Raw genomic sequence first — 18,261 nt, 5'->3', positions numbered from 1 at the left:
ACAGTCTGATCGTGAGCGACGACATCGCGGCCATCGAGGAGGGCGCCAAGAAGTCCGGCATCCTCTGGCTCGCCCTCGACCGCCCGCGCCTGGCCTGGCACGCCTGGCACGACGGCGCCATCTACCTCGTGACCGGCGGCGGCGAGCAGGACCTGCCGGGGCTCGGCGCGCTCGACCGGGTGCGCGTGACGCTGCGCAGCAAGGACAACGGCGCGCGGCTGGTGGAGTTCGACGCGGCGGTCTCGGTCGTCGACCAGGCCGCGGCGGCCGACGCCGTGGCGGTGCTGGCCAAGGAGCGGCTCAACGCCCCCGACAGCGAGCACCTGACCGAGCGCTGGGCCCGCGACTCGACCGTCCTGCGCCTCACTCCGGACCGCTGACCTTCGGCCGCGCCCGGCCCGCGGCGGCCGGGCTCACACCTGGGCGGTGATCTCGGCCGGCCGGTCCGGGGCGGGGGCCGGTCCGCCGCCCGAGGTGGCGGTCTGGGCGAGCAGCGCGCCGCCGAGCACGATCAGCCCGCCGACGATCTGGAACACCCCCAGCGTCTCGCCGACCAGCGCCCACGCGACCACCGCGCCGCCGATGACCTCCAGCGAGGCGACCGTCGCCCCCACCGCCGCCGACAGCCGCCGCACCATGTTCATGCTGAGGATGTACGCCAGCGCGGTCGCCACCAGCACCAGCCACAGGTACGCCCCCAGCACCGGCAGCGTCGTGCCGCCCTGCGGAGCGACGGAGACCGTGAAGGCCTCCCAGGGGATGTCCCAGGGCTGCGCGAAGGGGACGAGCACGACGGCCGAGCCGACCATGCCCCAGGCGACCAGGCCGAGCAGGTCGATGTCGGGGCCCATGCTGTCGCCCATCAGGAAGTACCCGGCGCAGCACGCCCCGGCCAGCAGGCCGAGGAGCAGGCCGACCGCGTCCAGGCGCATGCCCTGCCACGCCTCGACGACGATCGCCAGGCCGACGAACGCGATCACCGCGCCGACGTACGCGGCCCCGGCCAGGCGTACCTTGCGGACGAGCCTGACCCAGGCCACCACCATCACCGGCGCCATGAACTCCAGCAGCAGCGCGATCCCCACCGGCAGCCGGGTGATGGCGACGAAGTAGAGCGACTGCACGCCCGCGACGGCCATCACGGTGTAGAGCCCGAGGAACGGCAGCCGGGCCCGCGGGATGCGCAGGGCCCGCGGCTTGACCACCGCCAGCACCGCGACCAGCAGCAGCCCGGCGCCTGCCATCCGGGTCCAGACGGCCTCGACCGGCGCCAGCCCGGCGGTGATGAGGTACTTGGCCATCGGCCCGGAGAACGCGAAACAACACGACGACACGAATGCCAGTGCGAGCCCCGCCAGCCTCATGGTGTACCCCTAGTGCCCAGTAATCAGCGTTAAATGCGTTTGATACTGACATGCCAGGCAACCGGGGCGCAACGGCGTCTCACTGTTAGCCTGGCCCACGTGAAGATCTTCGTGGCCCGGCTGGCGGGGACCCCCGTCTTCGACCCCACGGGCGATCAGATCGGCCGGGTCCGCGACGTGGTCGTGGGCCTGCGCATCACCGGCAACCCCCAGGTGCACGGCATGGTCGTCGAGGTGCAGCCGCGCCGCCGGGTGTTCCTCCCGATCACCCGCGTGCGCCGCATCGAGGCGGGCGCGGTCGTCTTCACCGGGCGGCTGAACATGCGCAGGTTCGAGCAGCGCGCCTCGGAGACCCTGGTCATCGGCGAGGTGCTCGACCTGTCCGTGCGCGTCGGCGACGAGCCCATGACCGTCTACGACGTCGCCATGGAGGAGACCCTGCCGTCCCGGTGGGAGATCACCAAGGTCGCGCTCTTCAAGGGCCGCCGGCGCGAGCCCAGGACGGTCGACTGGACCGAGGTGTCCGGCTTCGACACCCTGCAGAAGGACCAGGGCGCGGCCGGGCTGATCGCCGCGTTCGAGTCGCTGCGCGCCGCCGACATGGCCAGCGCCCTGCACGAGCTGCCCAGCAAGCGGCGCATCGAGATCGCCCGCGAGCTCGCCGACGACCGCCTGGCCGACGTGCTGGAGGAGCTGCCGCCCGACGACCAGATCGGCATCCTCGGCACCCTCGAACCCGAACGGGCCGCCGACGTCCTGGAGGAGATGAGCCCCGACGACGCCGCCGACCTGCTGCACGACCTGCCCGAGGACCAGGCGGCCAGGCTGCTGGCGCTCATGGAGCCCGGCGAGGCGGCCCCGGTGCGGCGGCTGCTGACCTACGCCGACGACACCGCGGGCGGCGTGATGACCAGCGAGCCGGTCGTCCTGCCGCCCAACGCGACGGTGGCCGAGGCGCTGGCCCACATCCGCCAGCAGGACCTGCCGCCCGCCGTCGCCGCCCAGGTCTACGTGACCAGGCCGCCCACCGAGACGCCGACCGGCACGTACCTGGGGGTCTCGCACTTCCAGCGGCTGCTGCGCGAGCCGCCCTCGACGCTGCTCGGCCGCGTGCTCGACCCCTCGCTCGACCCGATCAGGCCCGACTTCACCCTGCGCCAGGTCCACGCCTTCCTGGCCAACTACAACCTGGTCGCCGCCCCGGTCGTGGACGAGCTGGGCAGGCTGGTCGGCGCGGTGACCGTCGACGACGTCCTCGACCACCTGCTTCCCGACGACTGGCGCGAGGGGGACCACCGTGACCACTGACCGGCTCGACCAGCCGCGGGCGCTGCGCCGATCGCTGCGCCCGCACTACGACCCCGAGGCGTTCGGCCGCCTCTCGGAGCGCATCGCCCGCTTCCTCGGCACGGCCCGCTTCATCGTCTACATGACGGTGTTCGTGGCGATCTGGGTGATCTGGAACATCGCCGCTCCCCCGGCGCTCAAGTGGGACCCGTATCCGTTCATCTTCCTCACGCTGATGTTGTCGCTCCAGGCCAGCTACGCCGCGCCGCTCATCCTGCTCGCCCAGAACCGCCAGGACGACCGCGACCGCATCCAGTACGAGCAGGACCGCGAGGCCGCCGACCGCAACCAGGCCGAGATCGAGTACCTCACCCGCGAGATCGCCGGCCTGCGCCTGGCGCTCAACGAGGTCGCCACCCGCGACTACCTGCGCGCCGAGCTCGGCCGGCTGCTGGAGGAGCTCAACAAACGTCAGTGACGTCGAGCCTGGCCAGCAGCGTCCGCACCTCGCCGAGGTCGCCCGCGCCCAGCAGGTCGAGGAACTGGTTCTTGACCCCGCGCAGGTAGGTCGGCGTGGCCTCGGCCAGCCGCGCGGCGCCCGGCTCGGTCAGCACCGCGAACAGCCCGCGGGCGTCGTCGGAGCACGCCTCCCGCCCGACCAGCCCGTGGCGCTGCAACCGGTCGATCAGCCTGGTCAGCCCGCTGCGCGAGAGCAGCACGCGGTCGGCCAGGTCGTTCATGCGCAGCCGCCGCCCCGGCGCCTCGGCGAGCTGCGCCAGCACCTCGTACGAGGCCAGCGGCAGGTCGTGGGCCACCAGCAGCTCGGCCTCCAGGCGGCGGGCGATGCGCACCTGGGCCCGCTGCAACATCCGCCAGACCGCCAGTTCCTCGGCGGTGAGCCCCTCGTCGCGCAGCAGAGTCACGCAGTAACCTTAGACGTTGTTGCACAGACACCTAACAGCGCGGATTAACTGAGCGGCGCCCCTGGTTCATACCATGGAGGGGCATTTCTCACTGGCTTTCAGCGCCTGTCACACATAGACCGACTAAGGAGGGACGGCACTCCCTCGTGCCGAGACTTCGATGGCACCAACCCAGGAACAGGTGACGGCCGCCCTCGCCACCGTCATCGACCCCGAGATCCGTCGCCCGATCACGGACCTCGACATGGTCAAGAACATCGAGATCGCCCCCGACGGCGCGGTCCGGGTGGGCGTCTACCTCACCGTGTCAGGCTGTCCGATGAAGGACACCATCACCCGCGACGTGAAGACGGCGGTCGGCAAGGTCGGCGGCGTGACGGACGTCCAGATCGAGCTCGACGTCATGAGCGCCGAGCAGCGCAAGACCCTGCAGACCAAGCTGCGGGGCGACCGGGGCCCGGAGAAGGAGATCCCCTTCAACCAGCCCGGCTCGCTCACCCGCGTCTTCGCCGTCGCGAGCGGCAAGGGCGGCGTGGGCAAGTCGTCGGTCACCGTCAACCTGGCGGCCGCGATGGCGTCCAACGGCCTCAAGGTCGGCATCGTCGACGCCGACATCTACGGTCACAGCATTCCTCGCATGCTGGGCGCCGCCGAGCGTCCCACCAAGGTCGAGGACATGATCATGCCGCCGTCGGCGCACGACATCAAGGTCATCTCCGTCGGCATGTTCAAGCCCGAGGGCAACACGCCGGTCGTGTGGCGCGGCCCGATGCTCGACCGGGCGCTCCACCAGTTCCTGGCCGACGTCTACTGGGGCGACCTCGACGTCCTGCTGCTCGACCTGCCGCCGGGCACCGGCGACATCGCCATCTCGGTGGCGCAGCGGCTCCCGTCGGCGGAGATCCTGGTCGTGACCACGCCCCAGCAGGCCGCCGCCGAGGTGGCCGAGCGGGCCGGCTCGATCGCCGCCCAGACCCACCAGCAGATCGCCGGCGTCATCGAGAACATGTCCTGGCTGCCCTGCCCCCACTGCGACGAGCGCGTGGCCGTCTTCGGCGAGGGCGGCGGCCAGACCGTCGCCGACGCCCTGACCCGCACGCTGGGCGCCCGCGTCCCGCTGCTCGGCCAGGTGCCGATCGACCTGCGCCTGCGCGAGGGCGGCGACGAGGGCAAGCCGCTGGTGCTGACCGACCCCGACTCGCCCGCGGCCGCGGAGCTGCGGAAGATCGCCGCCGGTCTGAGCAAGCGCTCCTCCAGCATCAAGGGCATGCAGCTCGGCCTCGCGCCCAACCGTTCCTGACCCGCTCACGCGAAGACGGGCCCGCCCAGCGGAAGCTGGGCGGGCCCGTCGCGCGTCTGCAGGGTGCGTCAGGTGGCCTCGGAGTCGTAGGGGGGCAGCTCGCCATAGGCGAGCTCCGACGGCGGCTCAGCGGCGTCGTAGGACGCGACGGCGGCCGGCTCCAGATCCTTGGGGCGGCCGTTCCAGTCGTCCTCCAGCTCGTCGAGGAGGTGCTTGCGGACGAAGTTCTTCGGGTTGAGGTCGGCGGGGTCGAAGTTCTGGAACTCCGGCCCGAGGCCCGCCCGCAGGTCGTCGCGCGCGTTGTTGGCCATGCGCCGCAGGTTGCGCAGTGTCTTGCCCGCCTGCGAGGCGGCCTGCGGCAACTTGTCAGGACCGAAGACCAGGAGCGCGATGACGATCAGCGCTCCGACCTCCATCCACCCGAGTCCGAACACCGTACGCTCCTACCCGCAGTCCACAATCCTCTCCACAGACTAAAGGCTCCAGCCCGTGGCTGAACCGTCCCCCATGGGTCATATCACTCAGGACGGGGTGGGAGCCGGCTGATCGTCGGCGACGACGGTGAGGGTGGCGGTGCGTTCCGCTCCGGCGCGCTGGTACTTGATGGTGATCTTGGCGCCCGGCGCCTTGCTGCGGATCAGGGCGATCAGCTCGTTGCCGTCCTGCAGCGCCAGCCCGTCGACCTCCAGGATGACGTCGCCCGCCTTCAGCCCGGCCTTGTCGGCGGGGCCGTTGGCGTCGACCGGCTGGCGGCCCTCGGCGGGCTCGGAGGCGATGCGCACGCCCTGGCCCTTGTAGTCCTTGTCCAGCACGATGCCGATCTTGGGACGCTTGGCCTTGCCCGTGGTGATCAGCTCCTCGGCCACCCGCCGCGTCTGGTTCACCGGGATCGCGAAGCCCAGGCCGATGCTGCCGCTCTGGCTGTTCACCGAACGGCTGAGGGTGGCGATGGCCGAGTTCACCCCGACCACCTCGCCCCGGCCGTTGACCAGCGGGCCGCCGGAGTTGCCGGGGTTGATGGCGGCGTCGGTCTGGATGGCGCTGATGTAGGCGGGCTCCTCGGTGGCGGCGCCCGTCTCGTCGCCGGCGATGACCGGACGGTTGAGCGAGCTGACGATGCCCGTGGTGACCGTGCCGCTGAGGCCGAGCGGCGAGCCGATGGCGATCACCGGGTCGCCCACCACGACCTGGTCGGAGTTGCCGAGGGTGATCTCCGGCGTGCCGAAGGTCTCCTCGGGCTTGACCACGGCCAGGTCGGAGCCCGGGTCGCGGCCGACGATGCGGCCCGCGGTGGTCTTGCGGTTGTTGAACATGATCTTGATCTCGCCGCCCTTGGCGGCCATGGCGACCACGTGGTTGTTGGTCACCACGTAGCCGTTCTTGATCAGGAATCCGGAGCCGGAGGCGCCCTCGGTGTTGGTGCCGTTGCCGACCTCCAGCGAGACCACGCTGGGCAGGACCCGCGCGGCCACGCCGGCCACGGAGTCGGGCGCCCTGTTGGTCGCGCCCGTCGGGGCCGGGCCGAGGCTGTAGGACGGGTCGGTGCCGCTGCTGCCCGACCTGGTCAGCAGGTACGTGCCGAGGCTGCCGAGCACGGAGGCCACCAGCGCGATGGCCACGGCGATCGCGATCAGCGCGCCGGCGTTGAGCCCGCGCCTGGGCAGCGCGCCCGCGCCGGGCCCGCCCTGGGGCGGCGGCGCCCACCCCGGGCCCATGCCCAGGGCCTGCCGCGGCGGCGGCGGGTGGTTGCCGCCGTACGCGCCCATGAAGGGCGGCGGCTGCATCGGCCGCGGCCCGGTCTCCGCCGGCCCGAAGGACGGGGTGTCGTAGGCCCGCGTGCCGCCAGGGCTCTCGAACGGGCTCTCGAACCCTCGCGGCCCGGCGGGGCTCTCGAACGACGGGCCCTCGTACGCCCGCGTGCCCCCGTCCTGCGGCGGCACAGCATCGGAACGGCCCGGCGGCTCGTAGGCCGACGCCGGGCTCTCCGAACGACTCGGCGGCTCGTAGGCCGACGCCGGACCGTCGGAACGGCCCGGCGGCTCGTACGGTGACACGCCCGGGGTGTCGGGGCGGCCCGACGGGTCGCCCCAGGACGCGCCGAACGAGGCGGGCGGGTCGGACCGGCGGTCCGCCTGCTCGCCCGGCTCGTCGGCGGGCAGGAACTCCGGCCGCCCCTGTGGCTCGGGGAAGTCCGACGTCGTGCGTCCTTCGCCCGGGCGCGTCTCGTCGGTCATCTACGTCTCACCACTCCTTGCTCGGCCACCGCAATCTTTGCTCTGGCGGCATACGAGGGTCATAAAAGGCTTTGTTTGCGACAAATCCCGAACCCAGATCGTATGCCCCTGGCATCGTCGACTACGCCACCCGAGTATCCCAGGCGAGCCCCCGGTTCAAGGCGTGGCGGTGGGCGGCGCGCTGGTGGCCGGTGAGTGCTGGACCCGCCAGAGCTCGACCGGCGGCGGCGAGGTCTGGGGCCCGGTGCCCGAGACCGCGAAGAAGGTGCCGAGTGCGACGGCGGCGGACACCACGCCCACCGCGACGTAGGCCCCGCGTCGCCTACCGCCCCGCCCAGGGCCCGAGGCCCCAGCGGTGGCGTCCCGGCGCGGGCGGTTGTCCAGGGGCGCGATGCTGTGGGGCCCAGGAATGGGCACCCCCCCGAACGTACGGGTAGGAAAAGGGCGCTCCCTCGGCGGCAGCGGCCCGCCCGGCTCCGCCATGCGCAGCAGCGACATGGTCAGATCGGCCGGCATCGCCGGGCCGTCGAGCGAGCGCAGGCGCGACTTCAGCGCCCGCATCGACTCGACCTCCCGCCGGCAGTCAGCACAGAAGGTCAGGTGGGCGAGCGCGCGATCGCGCTCGGTGTGGTTCAGCTCTCCGTCGACGAGCGCCGAAACGCGTTCTCCTAGATGAGCCATATCAGACTTCCTCCCCACTGATCACGGTCGGGGGGAGTTGGGTAGTACGGGGGGCCCGATGGTCGAGCGCCTCCCGCAACTGCGCCCGGCCACGGTGAATACGGCTTCGGACCGTACCCAGCTTGACGCCGAGCGTGGCCGCGATCTCCTCGTAGGACAGGCCCTCGATGTCACACAGCACGATCGCGGCCCGGAACTCGGGGGCGAGCGCGTCGAGGGCGGCTTGGATATCGGGCTCCAGGTGGGCGTCGTCGAACGCCTGCGCCGGCGACGGCTCACGGCCGCGCAGCCGCTCGGCGGCGTCGTCGGCCAGCCCCTCGAACCGGATGCGCTGCTTGCGCCGCGCCATGTCGAGGAACAGGTTCGTCGTGATCCGGTGCAGCCAGCCCTCGAACGTGCCGGGGGTGTAGCTCGACAGCGACCTGAAGACCCTGACGAAGACCTCCTGCGTGAGGTCTTCGGCATCGTGGACATTGCCGGTAAGCCGGTACGCCAGCCGGTACACGCGTGCGGAGTGAGTCCGCACCACTTCCTCCCATGTGGGAGGCGTCCAATCAGACGACACGGGAGTATCCGCCTGGTGGTCGCTTTCGTCCACCAGCACTCCTCTCTCTGGGACCACCGCTACCGTCATAGTGCCTGGTTTCGTCCCTTCGTGCGCACTGCCTGCCTTCCGGACCGGCAAAGCCCGTTTAAACCTGCAACGCCTTCGGACCGTCCTGAGTTCCCGTCCAGGCGTGACTCCCCTAGGCTGCGATCGGTGACCAATCGCACGAAAGTGGGGGGAGGAGGCCGATGACCAGTCCGGTGGAGGCCACTCTGGCCTATGCGGAGCAGTTCCATCACGAGGATGAGATCCTGCACGCGGCGCGTCAGCGCGGGCTGGAGATGGGTGCGGTGCCCATCCTTCCCGGGGGCGGGGCGGCGCTCTGCTTCCTCGCCACCGTCGTCAACGCCAAGTCGGTCGTCGAGATCGGCACCGGCTGCGGCGTCTCGGGGTTGTGGCTGCTGCGCGGCATGCGCGGCGACGGCACGCTGACCAGCGTCGACGTCGAGCCCGAGCACCAGCGGCTGGCCCGGCAGGCGTTCGCGGAGGCGGGCTTCTCCGGCGGACGGGTGCGGCTGATCTCGGGCCGGGCGCTCGACGTGCTGCCCCGGCTCTCCGACGGCGGCTACGACATGGTCTTCGCCGACGGCGCCAAGCAGGAGTACGTCGACTACCTGGCCGAGGCGGTGCGCCTGCTGCGCGTCGGCGGCGTGGTGGCCTTCGACAACGCCCTGTGGCACGACCGGGTGGCCGACCCCACGCAGCGCGACCCCGACACGGTCTCGCTGCGCGAGCTGGGCAAGCTGGTGCAGGGTGACGACCGGCTGCGGTCGGTGCTCATGCCCCTGGGCGACGGCCTGCTGGCCGCCGTGAAGATCGCCGACTAGCCCGAGCCGCCCGGGTCAGCCCCGGGTCAGCCACTCCAGCAGCACGCGCACGCCGAACCCGGTCGCGCCCTTGGTCAGGGTGCCCTCGTCGACCGTGCTGCGGCCGACCCCGGCGATGTCGAGGTGCGCCCACGGGCGCTTGCCCGCGAACTCCCGCAGGAACAGCGCCGCCGTGATGGACCCGGCGCCGTAGCGCGAGCCGCTCTCGACGTTGGCCAGGTCGGCGATCGACGACTCCAGGGCCGGGGCGTAGTCGTCGATCAGCGGCATGCGCCAGAGCCGGTCGTCGCTGGCCTGACCGGCGGCCAGCAGCTGGGCGGCCAGGTCTTCGTCGGAGGCGTAGACGGCGCCGACGTTGCGGCCGAGCGCCACGGAGATGGCCCCGGTGAGGGTGGCGATGTCCACGACCGCGTCGGGGTCGAGCTCGGCGTCGGCGTAGGCCAGCGCGTCGGCCAGCACCAGCCGGCCCTCGGCGTCGGTGTTCAGCACCTCGACCGTGCGGCCGCCGTAGTGCCTGATGACGTCGCTGGGACGCTGGGCGGTGCCGGACGGCATGTTCTCGGCGGCGGCGATCAGGCCCGTCACGCGTACGGGGGCGCCCAGCCGGGCCAGCGCGGCCAGCACGGCGATCACCACCGCGCCGCCCGCCATGTCGGTCTTCTGGGTCTTCATGTTCTCGGTCGGCTTGAGCGACAGGCCGCCCGAGTCGAACGTGATGCCCTTGCCCACCAGCACGACGTGCCGCTCGGCCGGCTGCTCGGGGACGTAGGAGAGCTGGATCAGCCGGGGCGGCCGGACCGAGCCGCGCCCGACGGCCAGGATGCCGCCGAACCCCTCGGCCTGGAGCTGCTCCTCGTCCCACACCCGCACCGGCAGGCCCTGCTCGGCGGCGCGCTCGGCGAGCCAGGCGGGATGCTTGACCGAGGAGGGCATGTTGGCCAGGTCGCGGGCCAGCGCGACGGCCTCCGCCACGATCTCGGCCCGGCGCACCGGCTCCGCGTCGGCGCCGGCGAACTCGATCGCCCGCACGCCCTTCCGGCCCTCTTTGCCGATCTTGAAGGTGTACCCGGCCAGCAGCGCGGCCTCGGCCATCGCCGCCACGTCGCCCTCGGGCGGCACCACGGTCAGCGTGTCGCGGCCCTTGACCTTGCGCGCCAGCGCCGCGCCGGCCCTGCGCAACGCCCGCGGCGAGCCGTCGCCGACTCCGTACAGGAGCACGCGCCCGATTCCGCCCGCCCGCGCCACCGGGACCTCGACGATCTCGCCCGCCTCGCCCTTGGCCTCGTAGTGGGCCAGCAGGTCGGCGACCGGAAGGTGCAGCTCGACGTACGGCTCGACAACGGGACGCAGGTCGGCGGCGTAGGGCACGGCCAGCAGCTCGGCGCCCTCAGGAACCCCGGCGACCGCGGAGACGGTGGTCTCGATGGGCACGGAACCCTCCAAACGTCAGCGACCCTGGCGCCGGACTTACGCCAGGGTCGGAGGATCAGGTTGTCTCGGGAGCGCTCAGCCGACGACGTTCTTCAACGCCTCGCCGAGCGCCTTTGCCTCGTCGGCGGAGATCTCCACGACGAGCCGGCCGCCACCTTCGAGAGGGACCCGCATGACTATGCCGCGCCCTTCCTTGGTGACCTCGAGCGGACCATCGCCGGTCCGCGGCTTCATCGCCGCCATGCGTGCATCCCTTCCTGCCTTGGGCTCCCGCGGCCCGCGATTTCCGACCGCCCGAGGGGGTGGTCGGCGCATTCACGTCTTCTGTGATGTCCTATTCTCCCGCATCGAGAGCCCTCATGGGTAACGATCTCCTCCCAGAATGCGTTGTCGAGCCAGGCGATGGCGTCCAAACTGGACTTCGTGCACGCTCGCGCCGCTCTCTTCGACCTGTACGGAGACCACCTGCGTTCGCGCGGTGGGCAGGCGACCGTGGCCGCGCTCGTACGGCTCATGAACCCCCTGGAAATCGCCGCTCCGGCCGTCCGCACGGCGGTCTCGCGGATGGTCCGGCAGGGCTGGTTGCGCCCGCTGCGGCTGCCCCAGGGAGCCGGCTACGGGCTCACGCCGAAGTGTGTCAGGCGCCTGGATGAGGCAGCGCTGAGAATTTACCGATCAGGGACACTCGCCTGGCACGGCCGCTGGCACGTGATCGTCATCGAGCCGGTCAGGGAGCGCCAGCGCCGGGAGCGGATCAGGGCCGACCTGACCTTCCTCGGCTACGCCTGCCTGTCGGAGACGACGTGGATCGGGCCGCGCTCCTCCATCGAGCTGGACAACCTGCTGGACGGCGAGGGCGTGCGGGCCGACCGGTTCGACGCGGCGCTGGAGGGCGACCCGCGCGAGCTGGTGGCGCGGGCCTGGGACCTGGCGGCCATCGGCGAGGCGTACGAGCACTGGCACGCCGAAGCTGTCACGCTGATCAGCACCCTGCCCGAGGACGCCCCGCCCGACCGGGTGTTCGCCACCAGGAGCAGACTGGTGCACGGTTGGCGCAACTTCCTGTTCCGCGACCCCGGGCTGCCGGCCGAGCTGCTGCCCGCGGGCTGGCCGGGCGAGAAGGCCCGCACGTTCTTCGAGCAGGAGGCCACCAGGCTGCTGCCCGCAGCCGCCGCGTTCGTCGACAGGGAGCTCATGTGATCCGTTACGACATGGCCGACGCCGTCGCCACCGTCACCCTCGACCGGCCGGAGTCGATGAACTCGCTCACGGCCGAGGTCAAGGCCGCGCTGCTGGCGGCGGTCGGCAGGGCGGCGGCCGACCCCGAGGTCAGGGCGGTGCTGCTCACCGGCTCCGGCCGGGCCTTCTGCGCGGGCCAGGACCTGCGCGAGCACGCCGCCAACCTGGCCGCGGGCCGCGGCCTGGCCGACACCGTGCGCGAGCACTACAACCCGATCGTCGAGCTGATCGCCACCATGCCCAAGCCGGTCGTGGCGGCGGTCAACGGCGTCGCCGCGGGCGCGGGCGCGGCCCTGGCCTTCGCCTGCGACCTGCGCGTCGCCTCCGACAAGGCCAAGTTCGCGCTGGCGTTCGCGGGCATCGGGCTGGCCCCCGACTCCGGCGCGTCCTGGACGTTGCAGCGCCTGGTCGGCCGGGGCCGCGCGACCGAGCTGCTGCTGCTCGGCGAGCCGCTCGACGCCTCCGCCGCGCTCGACCTCGGGCTGGTCACGCGCGTGGTGCCCGCCGACGACCTGCCGAAGACCGCTCATGAACTGGCCGTACGCCTGGCCGCCGGGCCGACCACGGCCTACGCCGCCACCAAGCGCGCGCTGGCCCACTCCGCCACGCACTCGCTGGCCGACTCGCTCGCGCTGGAGGCCGACCTGCAGGACGCGTGCGTGGCCACCGACGACCACCAGGACGCCACCCGCGCGTTCCTGGCCAAGGAGCGGCCGGTGTTCAGAGGCCGCTGATCGGCCGGCGCTCAGGGGCGCTCAGCGGGCCAGGCAGCCCTCGATGTGGTCGTTGACCAGCCCGATCGCCTGCATCAGCGCGTACGCGGTGGTCGGGCCGACGAACCTGAAGCCGTGCTTGCGCAGCTCCTTGGCCAGGGCCTTGGAGCCGGGGGTGATGGCGGGCACGTCGGCCATCGTCCGGGGCACCGGCGCGTCGGGGTCGGCGAACCGCCACACCAGCTCCGACAGGCCCTCGGGCAGGTCGAGCGCGGCCCTGGCGTTGCCGATCACGGCCTCGATCTTGGCCCGGTTGCGGACGATCCCGGCGTCGCCGAGCAGCCGTTCCACGTCGCGCTCGGTGTAGGCGGCCACCTTGACGGTCGAGAAGCCGTCGAAGGCGGCGCGGAAGTTCTCCCGCTTGCGCAGGATCGTCAGCCACGACAGGCCCGACTGGAACGCCTCCAGCGCCACGCGTTCGAAGACCTCGTCGTCGCCCTTGACCGGGCGGCCCCACTCCTCGTCGTGGTAGGTGATGTACAGCGGGTCGCCCATGCCCGGCCAGGTGCACCGGATGAGTTCGGTCACGGGCGCTCGTCCTTGTCCTTGTCCTCTTTGCCCGGGGTCATGCGCACGGAGTCGTCGTCGTCCTTCTCGGGCTCGTCCTGCTCGGGCTCGTCGTTCTCGGGCTCGTCGGCCTTGGGCTCGTCCTGCTCCGGGAGGCGCCAGTCCGGCTCCTCCGACGGGTCGCGCAGCTCCGGCTCGCCCGCCCACTCCACCGTCGCGCCGCTCGACGTGACCGGGTCGCCGGACTCCGGCAGCTCCCTGGGCACGGCGGGCGCCTCGGGCTCGTGGTCGGTGCGCAGCCCGGCCCCGGGCGTGGCGTAGATCTCCTGGCGCGCGTGCAGCCGGCTGGACAGCAGCTCCGACACCCGCTGCTCCAGGACGGCGATCCTGGTGTCGCGGGCGCTGATGGCCTGGGCGGCCCGGCGCAGGGTCTCGTCAACGCTCTGCGTGTGGTAGCCGACCAGGTTGACCGGCAGTTGCAGCGCCATGAAGTCGACCGCCGTGAGCTGTCCGGCCTCGGGCAGGTCGAGCGGCGGGACGTCCGGCGGGAACTCGGTCAGCTCCCCGCCTCTGCCGAGGGAGACCAGGACCACGCAGGCCAGGATGGCGATCGCGGCGATGGCGAGTATGACCAGCACATTGGCATCGTACTCATATGGACGAGCACGTTCAGCGATCTACCACAAGTGCGGGCAATCGGGGCAGGCTGCTCAGCCGGTGGCCTCACCCAGCTCGGCGACGCTCGGACGGACCGGCTGCGGACGCGCTTCGAGATGGGCGAACGCCTCCTCGACCGTGGTCGTCCAGGAGATCGCGTCGAAGACGTCGGCCCGGGTGAAGCCCTCGGCGTGCATGCCGGAGACGAGCTGCCGCAGCGGCTGGTACAGGCCCCAGGGGTCGAGGATCACCAGCGGGCGGTCGTGGATGCCGAGCACCCGCGCCGTCCAGATCTCGAACAGCTCCTCCAGGGTGCCGATGCCGCCGGGCAGCACGAGGAAGGCGTCGGAGCGGGCGTCCATGACGCCCTTGCGCTCGCGCATGCCGTCGGTGACGATCAGCTCGTCGGAGTCGGTGTCGGCCACCTCGATGTCCACCAGCACCTGCGGGATCACGCCGACCGTGAACCCGCCGGCGGCGCGGGCGGCGGAGGTGACCGCGCCCATGCACGAGACCGTGGCGCCGCCGCTCACCAGCGTGTGACCACGCCTGGCGAGCTCGGCGCCCACCTCTTCGGCCAGGTCGACGTACTTCCTGTCGATGCGGAGGCTGGAGGCGCAGAAGACGCAGATGTTCACGGGCCGACAGCCTATTGGGGCTCCGCGGTCTGGGCGGCGGCGGCCTCCAGCTCCTCCTCCCGCTGGCGGGAGCGGGCCCGGTCGGAGTCGGCGATGATCCGCACGGCCTCGTCGGGGTCGTCGGTGACGGAGATCAGGTCGAGGTCCTGGGCGGCGATCTTGCCGGTGCCGAGCAGGGTGTTCTTGATCCAGTCGAGCAGGCCGCCCCAGAACTCCGAGCCCATCAGCACGACCGGGAACGAGGTGACCTTGTGGGTCTGGACCAGCGTCAGCGCCTCGAAGAGCTCGTCGAGCGTGCCGAAGCCGCCGGGAAGGGCGATGAAGCCGCGCGAGTACTTGACGAACATCGTCTTGCGCACGAAGAAGTAGCGGAACTCGATGCCGAGGTCGACGTAGTCGTTCATGCGCTGCTCGAACGGAAGCTCGATGCCGAGCCCGACCGAGACCGCGCCCTCGACCTCGGAGGCGCCCCGGTTGGCCGCCTCCATGACGCCGGGGCCGCCGCCCGTGATCACCGCGTAGCCGGACTCGGCCAGCGCCCGGCCGAGCCGCCGGCCCATCTGGTATTCGGGGGTGCCCTCGGGGGTGCGGGCCGAGCCGAAGACCGTGATCGCCGCGGGCAGCTCGGCGAGCTGGCCGAAGCCCTCCACGAACTCGGCCTGGATGCGCAGCACCCGCCACGGGTCCATGTGCACCCAGTCGGAGGGACCCTGCCGGTCGAGCAGCCGCTGGTCGTGGGTGGAGCTGGGGACGAGACTCCCGCGCACGACCGCCTGCCCCTGACGGCGTTCGGCTCGTTGCTTCTGTTCCATGGTGGTCACGCTAGTCCTCTCCGTACCGGCCCGCGGCGCCGTTCCCGACCCCGGCCGCGCCCGCCGAAGCGGACACTTCGAGGATGAACGCCCAGGTCGAAGGCCAGATGAAGGCGCCGAAAAAATCTTGGGAAAAGCAGGGAACCGAATTTCGACCCCCCTGCGTCTAACTGCCGAGGGTGCTGCTCGGGACTGAAAGTGGCTTTCCCCGCCAAATGGCCGGCGAGGAAAGCCACTTTCATTTTGTCAGCCAGTTGAGCAGGGCCCGCTCGCTCTCCGTGATCTTCGGCAGCGACACGTACTCGCCCTGCTGGTGCGCCAGGTTCGGGTCGCCGGGGCCGTAGTTCACGGCCGGGACGCCGAGCGCGGAGAAGCGGGAGACGTCCGTCCAGCCCAGCTTGGCGCGCGGGGTGCCGCCGACCGCGGCGGCGAAGGCGGCGGCCACGGGATGCGTCAGGCCGGGCCTCGCCCCGGGCGCCGCGTCGAGGAAGCTCACCTCGTAGCCCTCGAACACCTCGCGCACGTGCTGCTCGGCCTGCTCGACCGTCAGGTCGGGGGCGAACCGGTAGTTGACGCTGACCACGCACTCGTCGGGGATGACGTTGCCGGCCACGCCGCCGCGCACCGCGACCGCGTTGAGCCCCTCGTGGTACTCCAGCCCGTCGACCACCGGCAGCCGCGCCTCGTAGGCGTTGAGCCTGGCCAGCACCGGCTCGATGCCGTGGACGGCGTTGACCCCGTACCACGACCTCGCGCTGTGGGCCCGCTTGCCGGTCACGGTGACGTCGGCGCGCAGGGTGCCCTGGCAGCCGCCCTCGATCACGCCGTCGGTCGGCTCCATCAGCACCGCGAAGTCGGCCGCCAGCCACTCGGGGTGGTCCCTGGCGACCCTGGTCAGGCCGTTGCGCTCGGCCTCGATCTCCTCGCAGTCGTAGAAGACGTACGTCACGTCGCGGTTGGGGGCCGGGACGGTGGCCGCCAGCTTCAGCGCGACCGCCACGCCCGCCTTCATGTCGGAGGTGCCGCAGCCGTAGAGCAGGTCGCCCTCCACCCGGCTGGGCAGGTTGGCCGCGACCGGGACCGTGTCGAGGTGGCCCGCGATCAGCACCCGCTCGGCCCGGCCGAGGTCGGTGCGGGCCACGATCGTCTCGCCGGAGCGGTCGACCTTCAGGTGCGGCAGCGCGGACAGCGCCCGCTCGACCGCGTCGGCCAAGGTCTTCTCGTCGCCGCTCACCGACTCGATGTCCACGATCGCGGCGGTCAGCGCGCGTACGTCCTGTGTCAGGTCCAGCATCAGGTGTTCACTCCATGTTCGCGCAGCACCTCGTTGAGTGCCGCCTTGTCGTGCCGCTGTTCCGGCTCCAGACGCTTGATCACCAGCACGCACGGCAGCCCGAACGTGCCGCCGGGGAACTCCTTCTGCCGCGTGCCGCCGACCGCCACGCACCAGTCGGGCACCCTGCCCCTGGCCAGCTCCTCGCCCGTCTGGACGTCGATCACGGGGATCGTGCCGGACAGGATCGTGCCCGCCCCGATCACCGCGCCCCGGCCCACCCGCGCACCCTCGACGATCATCGAGCGGCTGCCGATGAACGCGTCGTCCTCCACGACGACCGGCACCGCGCCCGGCGGCTCCAGGACGCCGCCGATGCCCACTCCGCCGGACAGGTGCACGTTCTTTCCGATCTGGGCGCATGAGCCCACCGTGGCCCACGTGTCGACCATGGTGCCCGAGTCCACGTACGCGCCGATGTTCGTGAACGACGGCATCAGCACCACCCCCGGCGCCAGGTACGAGCCCCAGCGCGCGATGGCGCCCGGCACCACCCGCACCCCCTCGAAGGAGGTCTTGAGCGGCACCCTGTCGTGGTGCTGGAAGTCGCCCACCTGGGAACGTGCCATGCCCAGCAGCCGGAAGGCGAGCAGGATCGCGCGCTTGGCCCGCTCGTCCACCACGACCTCGCCGCCGACCAGGCGGGCGACCCTCGCCTCACCCTTGTCCAGCAGGTCGACGGCGCCGACGACCTGGATGCGGGCCTCCACGTCGGCCGGGGACAGCTCCGCGCGTCGTTCCCACAGCTCGTCCACCACCGGGGACATCACGTGACTCATGGCCACGGAGCTTATCCGGCCGGGTAGGTTCTTCAGGGTGCGCCTGCGCTTCTCCCGTGGAGTCATCACCATCGCGATCATCGTCGTGGTGCTCGCCGTCGGCGTCTCCGTGGGGCTCTACCTCCTGCTCAAGCGGGCGACGCCGCTGGTCCTCCCGGAGGCCTACTGCATGGTGCGCACCCCCGAGGGCGTCCTGACCCTCGATCCGGAGCAGGCGCAGGTCTCCGCGACCATCGCCGCGGTCGCGGCCCGCCGCCGCCTGCCCGAGCGGGCCGTCGTCATCGCGTACGGCACCGCGTTGCAGGAGTCGAAGCTGCGCAACCTCTCCTGGGGCGACCGCGACTCGGTGGGCGTGTTCCAGCAGCGCGAGTCGCAGGGCTGGGGGCGCAAGAAGCAGCTGATGGACCCGGTCTACGCCAGCAACAAGTTCTTCGCCGCCCTGGTGAAGGTCAAGAACTACCGCAAGCTGCCGCTGGCCGAGGCGGCCCAGGAGGTGCAGCGGTCGGCGGGCGGCTACGCGTACGCGCAGCACGAGCAGGACGCCAAGATCCTGGCCGCCGCCTTCACCGGCCGGGTGCCCAGGTCCGTCCACTGCTGGTATCCGCCGCCCAAGCAGACGCCCGCGCCGCGGGCCAGGACCGCCGAGGCGCGCAAGCAGCTGGCCAGGGCGCTCGGCGACCCGGCGATCACGACGAAGAAGCGGGGCTGGCTGGTGGCGTCCTGGTCGGTGGCGTACGCGGAGAAGTACCAGCTGCGGCGCGTCGGCTACAGCGGCGCGACCTGGGTCAACGACGTCGAGGCGGACGGCTGGAAGAAGGGCGGCCAGGCCGGCGACGGCGAGGTCGAGCTGTCCTGACCGCCCGCGTCCG

The 18,261-nt window shown here is 71.8% G+C and carries 22 protein-coding genes; 8 read left to right on the top strand and 14 right to left on the bottom strand.

Annotated elements, in window-relative coordinates; all coding sequences use genetic code 11:
• Positions 1 to 11 precede the first annotated feature (11 nt).
• On the top strand, positions 12 to 380 hold the full coding sequence (locus ACWEJ6_RS16760) for a hypothetical protein (RefSeq protein ID WP_387677305.1): 369 nt from the start codon (positions 12 to 14) through the stop codon (positions 378 to 380).
• Between the two features lie 33 nt (positions 381 to 413).
• Here the strand turns inward: ACWEJ6_RS16760 and ACWEJ6_RS16755 are convergent, their stop codons facing one another.
• Positions 414 to 1,364 carry an EamA family transporter gene (locus tag ACWEJ6_RS16755; protein WP_452424474.1) on the bottom strand — a complete coding sequence of 317 codons (951 nt, stop codon included), beginning with the start codon at positions 1,362 to 1,364 and terminating at the stop codon, positions 414 to 416.
• A gap of 99 nt (positions 1,365 to 1,463) precedes the next feature.
• On the opposite strand from ACWEJ6_RS16755, the gene ACWEJ6_RS16750 reads away from it, so the two are divergent.
• Both ACWEJ6_RS16750 and ACWEJ6_RS16745 read left to right on the top strand, forming a co-directional pair.
• Positions 1,464 to 2,672 (top strand): magnesium transporter MgtE N-terminal domain-containing protein, encoded by a 1,209-nt coding sequence (locus tag ACWEJ6_RS16750; RefSeq protein WP_387677300.1) that lies wholly within the window; start codon positions 1,464 to 1,466, stop codon positions 2,670 to 2,672.
• Positions 2,662 to 3,129 carry a DUF1003 domain-containing protein gene (locus ACWEJ6_RS16745; RefSeq protein ID WP_387677298.1) on the top strand — a complete coding sequence of 156 codons (468 nt, stop codon included), beginning with the start codon at positions 2,662 to 2,664 and terminating at the stop codon, positions 3,127 to 3,129. Before ACWEJ6_RS16750 ends, ACWEJ6_RS16745 begins: the two co-directional genes overlap by 11 nt.
• Here the strand turns inward: ACWEJ6_RS16745 and ACWEJ6_RS16740 are convergent.
• Positions 3,113 to 3,574 (bottom strand): MarR family winged helix-turn-helix transcriptional regulator, encoded by a 462-nt coding sequence (locus tag ACWEJ6_RS16740; RefSeq protein WP_452424471.1) that lies wholly within the window; start codon positions 3,572 to 3,574, stop codon positions 3,113 to 3,115. The genes ACWEJ6_RS16745 and ACWEJ6_RS16740 overlap by 17 nt on opposite strands.
• Before the next feature lie 160 nt (positions 3,575 to 3,734).
• Here ACWEJ6_RS16740 and ACWEJ6_RS16735 point away from each other — a divergent pair, with 160 nt between their 5' ends.
• Positions 3,735 to 4,874, top strand: a complete 1,140-nt coding sequence (locus ACWEJ6_RS16735) for an Mrp/NBP35 family ATP-binding protein (RefSeq protein ID WP_358294384.1) — start codon at positions 3,735 to 3,737, stop codon at positions 4,872 to 4,874.
• Positions 4,875 to 4,942: 68 nt separating this feature from the next.
• Here ACWEJ6_RS16735 and ACWEJ6_RS16730 read toward each other — a convergent pair whose 3' ends face one another.
• From ACWEJ6_RS16730 to sigE, 4 genes are all read right to left on the bottom strand, one after another.
• Positions 4,943 to 5,308 (bottom strand): sec-independent translocase, encoded by a 366-nt coding sequence (locus tag ACWEJ6_RS16730; protein ID WP_358294385.1) that lies wholly within the window; start codon positions 5,306 to 5,308, stop codon positions 4,943 to 4,945.
• A gap of 87 nt (positions 5,309 to 5,395) precedes the next feature.
• Positions 5,396 to 7,108, bottom strand: a complete 1,713-nt coding sequence (locus ACWEJ6_RS16725; protein WP_452424470.1) for a trypsin-like peptidase domain-containing protein — start codon at positions 7,106 to 7,108, stop codon at positions 5,396 to 5,398.
• 156 nt (positions 7,109 to 7,264) lie between these two features.
• A complete protein-coding gene (locus ACWEJ6_RS16720; protein ID WP_352325383.1) occupies positions 7,265 to 7,789 on the bottom strand; it encodes an anti-sigma factor family protein in 525 nt (174 codons plus the stop codon).
• Between the two features lies 1 nt (position 7,790).
• Positions 7,791 to 8,423, bottom strand: coding sequence for an RNA polymerase sigma factor SigE (gene sigE / locus ACWEJ6_RS16715; protein WP_352325382.1), 633 nt, complete (start codon positions 8,421 to 8,423; stop codon positions 7,791 to 7,793).
• A 161-nt stretch (positions 8,424 to 8,584) separates the two neighbouring features.
• On the opposite strand from sigE, the gene ACWEJ6_RS16710 reads away from it, so the two are divergent.
• On the top strand, positions 8,585 to 9,223 hold the full coding sequence (locus ACWEJ6_RS16710; RefSeq protein WP_352325381.1) for an O-methyltransferase: 639 nt from the start codon (positions 8,585 to 8,587) through the stop codon (positions 9,221 to 9,223).
• A 15-nt stretch (positions 9,224 to 9,238) separates the two neighbouring features.
• Here the strand turns inward: ACWEJ6_RS16710 and ACWEJ6_RS16705 are convergent, their stop codons facing one another.
• Both ACWEJ6_RS16705 and ACWEJ6_RS16700 read right to left on the bottom strand, forming a co-directional pair.
• Entirely contained in the window at positions 9,239 to 10,654 is a 1,416-nt protein-coding gene (locus ACWEJ6_RS16705) for a leucyl aminopeptidase (RefSeq protein WP_452424467.1), read from the bottom strand.
• A 75-nt stretch (positions 10,655 to 10,729) separates the two neighbouring features.
• Entirely contained in the window at positions 10,730 to 10,897 is a 168-nt protein-coding gene (locus tag ACWEJ6_RS16700) for a DUF3117 domain-containing protein (protein WP_020545024.1), read from the bottom strand.
• 159 nt (positions 10,898 to 11,056) lie between these two features.
• Here ACWEJ6_RS16700 and ACWEJ6_RS16695 point away from each other — a divergent pair, with 159 nt between their 5' ends.
• Together ACWEJ6_RS16695 and ACWEJ6_RS16690 are read left to right on the top strand one after the other, a co-directional pair.
• Positions 11,057 to 11,854, top strand: a complete 798-nt coding sequence (locus ACWEJ6_RS16695) for a PaaX family transcriptional regulator (protein ID WP_387677288.1) — start codon at positions 11,057 to 11,059, stop codon at positions 11,852 to 11,854.
• A gap of 11 nt (positions 11,855 to 11,865) precedes the next feature.
• Positions 11,866 to 12,627 carry an enoyl-CoA hydratase-related protein gene (locus ACWEJ6_RS16690; protein ID WP_358294613.1) on the top strand — a complete coding sequence of 254 codons (762 nt, stop codon included), beginning with the start codon at positions 11,866 to 11,868 and terminating at the stop codon, positions 12,625 to 12,627.
• A gap of 21 nt (positions 12,628 to 12,648) precedes the next feature.
• On the opposite strand, the gene ACWEJ6_RS16685 is transcribed toward ACWEJ6_RS16690, so the two are convergent.
• The 6 genes from ACWEJ6_RS16685 to ACWEJ6_RS16660 all read right to left on the bottom strand — a co-directional run bounded on the left by ACWEJ6_RS16685 (position 12,649) and on the right by ACWEJ6_RS16660 (position 17,392).
• A complete protein-coding gene (locus tag ACWEJ6_RS16685; protein WP_357974337.1) occupies positions 12,649 to 13,194 on the bottom strand; it encodes a DNA-3-methyladenine glycosylase I in 546 nt (181 codons plus the stop codon).
• Positions 13,191 to 13,811, bottom strand: coding sequence for a hypothetical protein (locus tag ACWEJ6_RS16680; protein WP_452424465.1), 621 nt, complete (start codon positions 13,809 to 13,811; stop codon positions 13,191 to 13,193). Before ACWEJ6_RS16680 ends, ACWEJ6_RS16685 begins: the two co-directional genes overlap by 4 nt.
• Positions 13,812 to 13,883: 72 nt before the next feature.
• Positions 13,884 to 14,468 (bottom strand): LOG family protein, encoded by a 585-nt coding sequence (locus tag ACWEJ6_RS16675; protein ID WP_387677283.1) that lies wholly within the window; start codon positions 14,466 to 14,468, stop codon positions 13,884 to 13,886.
• 11 nt (positions 14,469 to 14,479) lie between these two features.
• Entirely contained in the window at positions 14,480 to 15,280 is an 801-nt protein-coding gene (locus tag ACWEJ6_RS16670; RefSeq protein WP_352352877.1) for an LOG family protein, read from the bottom strand.
• A gap of 238 nt (positions 15,281 to 15,518) precedes the next feature.
• Positions 15,519 to 16,574, bottom strand: a complete 1,056-nt coding sequence (dapE, locus tag ACWEJ6_RS16665; protein ID WP_452424462.1) for a succinyl-diaminopimelate desuccinylase — start codon at positions 16,572 to 16,574, stop codon at positions 15,519 to 15,521.
• Complete coding sequence (locus ACWEJ6_RS16660) at positions 16,574 to 17,392, bottom strand: 2,3,4,5-tetrahydropyridine-2,6-dicarboxylate N-succinyltransferase (RefSeq protein WP_352325370.1); 819 nt, start codon at positions 17,390 to 17,392, stop codon at positions 16,574 to 16,576. Before ACWEJ6_RS16660 ends, dapE begins: the two co-directional genes overlap by 1 nt.
• On the opposite strand from ACWEJ6_RS16660, the gene ACWEJ6_RS16655 reads away from it, so the two are divergent.
• Complete coding sequence (locus tag ACWEJ6_RS16655) at positions 17,391 to 18,248, top strand: hypothetical protein (protein WP_397161198.1); 858 nt, start codon at positions 17,391 to 17,393, stop codon at positions 18,246 to 18,248. The genes ACWEJ6_RS16660 and ACWEJ6_RS16655 overlap by 2 nt on opposite strands.
• Positions 18,249 to 18,261 lie beyond the last annotated feature (13 nt).

This window comes from Nonomuraea sp. NPDC004702, assembly GCF_053601695.1.
Note: the sequence above shows the minus strand (reverse complement) of the source record. Positions and strands in the feature narration are given on the sequence as shown.

What these genes read in the sequence shown, in the direction of transcription:
- ACWEJ6_RS16755 (WP_452424474.1), bottom strand. Translation starts at nt 1,364, where the DNA reads ATGAGGCTGGCGGGGCTCGCACTGGCATTCGTGTCGTCGTGTTGTTTC.
- ACWEJ6_RS16735 (WP_358294384.1), top strand. Translation starts at nt 3,735, where the DNA reads ATGGCACCAACCCAGGAACAGGTGACGGCCGCCCTCGCCACCGTCATC.
- ACWEJ6_RS16725 (WP_452424470.1), bottom strand. Translation starts at nt 7,108, where the DNA reads ATGACCGACGAGACGCGCCCGGGCGAAGGACGCACGACGTCGGACTTC.
- ACWEJ6_RS16720 (WP_352325383.1), bottom strand. Translation starts at nt 7,789, where the DNA reads ATGGCTCATCTAGGAGAACGCGTTTCGGCGCTCGTCGACGGAGAGCTG.
- sigE (WP_352325382.1), bottom strand. Translation starts at nt 8,423, where the DNA reads ATGACGGTAGCGGTGGTCCCAGAGAGAGGAGTGCTGGTGGACGAAAGC.
- ACWEJ6_RS16710 (WP_352325381.1), top strand. Translation starts at nt 8,585, where the DNA reads ATGACCAGTCCGGTGGAGGCCACTCTGGCCTATGCGGAGCAGTTCCAT.
- ACWEJ6_RS16700 (WP_020545024.1), bottom strand. Translation starts at nt 10,897, where the DNA reads ATGGCGGCGATGAAGCCGCGGACCGGCGATGGTCCGCTCGAGGTCACC.
- ACWEJ6_RS16695 (WP_387677288.1), top strand. Translation starts at nt 11,057, where the DNA reads ATGGCGTCCAAACTGGACTTCGTGCACGCTCGCGCCGCTCTCTTCGAC.
- ACWEJ6_RS16690 (WP_358294613.1), top strand. Translation starts at nt 11,866, where the DNA reads ATGGCCGACGCCGTCGCCACCGTCACCCTCGACCGGCCGGAGTCGATG.
- ACWEJ6_RS16670 (WP_352352877.1), bottom strand. Translation starts at nt 15,280, where the DNA reads ATGGAACAGAAGCAACGAGCCGAACGCCGTCAGGGGCAGGCGGTCGTG.
- dapE (WP_452424462.1), bottom strand. Translation starts at nt 16,574, where the DNA reads ATGCTGGACCTGACACAGGACGTACGCGCGCTGACCGCCGCGATCGTG.
- ACWEJ6_RS16655 (WP_397161198.1), top strand. Translation starts at nt 17,391, where the DNA reads ATGGCCACGGAGCTTATCCGGCCGGGTAGGTTCTTCAGGGTGCGCCTG.
- ACWEJ6_RS16660 (WP_352325370.1), bottom strand. Translation starts at nt 17,392, where the DNA reads ATGAGTCACGTGATGTCCCCGGTGGTGGACGAGCTGTGGGAACGACGC.